4 protein-coding genes are annotated in these 2422 nt (G+C 35.7%); 3 read left to right on the forward strand and 1 reads right to left on the reverse strand.

Translation table 11 applies throughout. The features are described from left to right. Positions 1 to 399: phage tail protein (locus V7266_RS30255; RefSeq protein ID WP_335472973.1), on the forward strand; the 399-nt coding region annotated here is incomplete at its 5' end. A gap of 193 nt (positions 400 to 592) precedes the next feature. Beyond that, complete coding sequence (locus V7266_RS30260; RefSeq protein ID WP_335472974.1) at positions 593 to 1183, forward strand: class I SAM-dependent methyltransferase; 591 nt, start codon at positions 593 to 595, stop codon at positions 1181 to 1183. Positions 1184 to 1306: 123 nt separating this feature from the next. Here V7266_RS30260 and trmL read toward each other — a convergent pair whose 3' ends face one another. Next, positions 1307 to 1777 carry a tRNA (uridine(34)/cytosine(34)/5-carboxymethylaminomethyluridine(34)-2'-O)-methyltransferase TrmL gene (gene trmL / locus V7266_RS30265; RefSeq protein WP_335472976.1) on the reverse strand — a complete coding sequence of 157 codons (471 nt, stop codon included), beginning with the start codon at positions 1775 to 1777 and terminating at the stop codon, positions 1307 to 1309. 227 nt (positions 1778 to 2004) lie between these two features. Between trmL and V7266_RS30270 the strand changes: the two genes are divergently transcribed. Beyond that, positions 2005 to 2331: a YciI family protein gene (locus tag V7266_RS30270; protein WP_335472977.1), complete on the forward strand. Its 327-nt coding sequence runs from the start codon at positions 2005 to 2007 to the stop codon at positions 2329 to 2331. Positions 2332 to 2422 lie beyond the last annotated feature (91 nt).

Raw genomic sequence — 2422 nt, forward strand, 5'->3', positions numbered from 1 at the left:
CTTGCTGGTTTACGTGCTAATGAGGCCCGTTACTTTATGAACAAATACAAGCATGAATTTACGGTTGTACCAGCTAGCGAAAGCAAGGAGACCCTTGATTATGTGAACCGAATTTTGAAAGAGGAACGTGATATTGAGTTTGCAGCCAAGCCTTTAGAAACATCGCGTTTTCAAGTGGAAAATATCAATATGGCCTACGTTTTTTATGAGGATGGTCTTGAGGTCAACGTCATGTATACGGTGGATGGCCCTAAGCCGAAGCGGGCGGTTGGTTTTAAGCTTTCTGAGGGGATGGAGATACCAAAGGAGTTAGAAGGAAAGTTTAAGTTTGCTAGGCAGAAGTCTAAACTAGCTGGAACCATTCGTGGCTCGTTTTTTGTCATTAAAGGCGAATATTAATGTAAGCAAAATCGCAAAAGGAAAAATCCCGCAATCTAAATACACAAAATTTCTGTACGGAAATTCAAACGAAAAATCTTCCAAGAAGGAAGATTTTTTATTCTAACAACAGATAATTAAGAATGAGAGCCAATATTGTAAAGGAGATTAAGCTATGACAGAATTCTGAGAATCAAGTTTTATAGAAAATCAAATGATGTGGGGATATGAACCTTCAGACTCCGCAATCATGACAAAGGACTTTTTCCTTGAAAAGAAAGTTAAGGATATATTGATTCCTGGTATTGGATATGGTAGAAACGCAAAGGTTTTTATGGACAACGGAATAAAGGTAACAGGTATTGAGATTTCAAAAACAGCGATTGAATTGGCAAGGCAAAATGGGCTTAATATTAATATTTTTCATGGTTCAGTAGCCGATATGCCTTTTGATAACAAACTTTATGATGGCATATTTTGTTATGCGCTTATTCACTTATTAAATAATCGTGAGAGAGAAAAGTTTATTAAAGATTGTTATAATCAGTTAAAGCCAAACGGATATATGATTTTTACTACGATTTCAAAAGAAGCACCAATGTTTGGAAAGGGCAAGCAGCTGGGGAAAGACTATTTCGAGATAATGGATGGAGTAAGTATGTTTTTTTATGATTTTGACTCGATAAAACAAGAATTTGGAAAATATGGACTGGTAGAAGTTTCGGAAATTGTTGAGCCTCATAAGGATAAGGAAAACAAACCTCCATTTAAATTTATAATGGTAAAATGTCAAAAAGAACAATAAAGGACCTTATAATAAAATGACGGATGATGGCTTTTTTTTCTTCAAGTAACGGAGGAGTTTACTTGAATAAGCACAATATTCCAATATGGAAAATAATAAAAAATCTTCCAAGCGGAAGATTTTTTATTTTAAGTTGGGAAACCCTTGCTGGCGCAAAGCCTCGTATACCAATATAGCAGCTGTGTTGGAAAGGTTCAGTGATCTAATATGACCATTCATTGGGATTCTCAAAAAGTGATCTTTATTATTTGTTAGTAAATCCTTTGGTAAACCGGTTGTTTCCTTTCCAAACATAAAATAATGTTCTTTTGATCCATCACTGAAATCAAAGGATGAATGTGGTTTTTCACCAAACGTCTCAATATAGTAAAACTCACCTTGATTTTTTGAAAAAAACTCATCTAATGAGTCATAATACGTTATGTTTACAAGATGCCAGAAATCTAAACCAGATTGTTTGATCATCTTTTCATCTGTTGAAAAGCCAAGTGGCCGGATTAAATGCAAGGATGTTTCCGTTGCGGCACACGTACGTGCGATATTTGCGGTATTAGCCGGAATTTCAGGTTGATATAGTACAACATGTATTGCCAAGAATGGTCACCTCTATCTTTATTTTACCCTCCCAAATTATAGCATACAGATTATGAAGATATGTACTTACGATAACGGGAGCAAGAGTGACATAAGCAACGACTTTATTGCTTTTTTATTGTTAGAAATACACCGTGTTGATAGGATCTGAAAGGGATTTATGGCATAATGGAGTACAGCAAATGTGTCATTGGAAAATTCAAATTCAGACTAGAGGAGGATTTGCCATGTTGAACAATACTTCAAGCAATAATCCGGAAAAAATACACTTCATGTTAAAGTCTACTCCGCCAAGAGTAACTTTTCATCAGGACATGACCGAAGAAGAAAGGAATATTATGCTACAACACATTACCTATTGGACGGACAAGCAGAATCAGGGAATTGCTTTGATTTTCGGCCCCGTTCTAAATCCTTCAGCCCCACAGGGATTGGCAATTATTGAAGTTGAGAATGAGGAACAAGTTCCAAAACTTATCGCAGAAGATCCCGCCGTTATAGCAGAATTAATGACAACGGAATTTTATCCAATGAAAGCAGTGATAAAGAAATAATGGCAATTGTAGATACATTTCTATGAAATTTTCTTATTTGAACTAACGAGGCTTTAGTTTTAATTCATGATCGCTGCGGCGGTCATTTTTT

Origin of the sequence: Neobacillus drentensis (assembly GCF_036965645.1) — a bacterium.
In the GTDB taxonomy this organism is placed as follows: domain Bacteria; phylum Bacillota; class Bacilli; order Bacillales; family Cytobacillaceae; genus Neobacillus; species Neobacillus drentensis_D.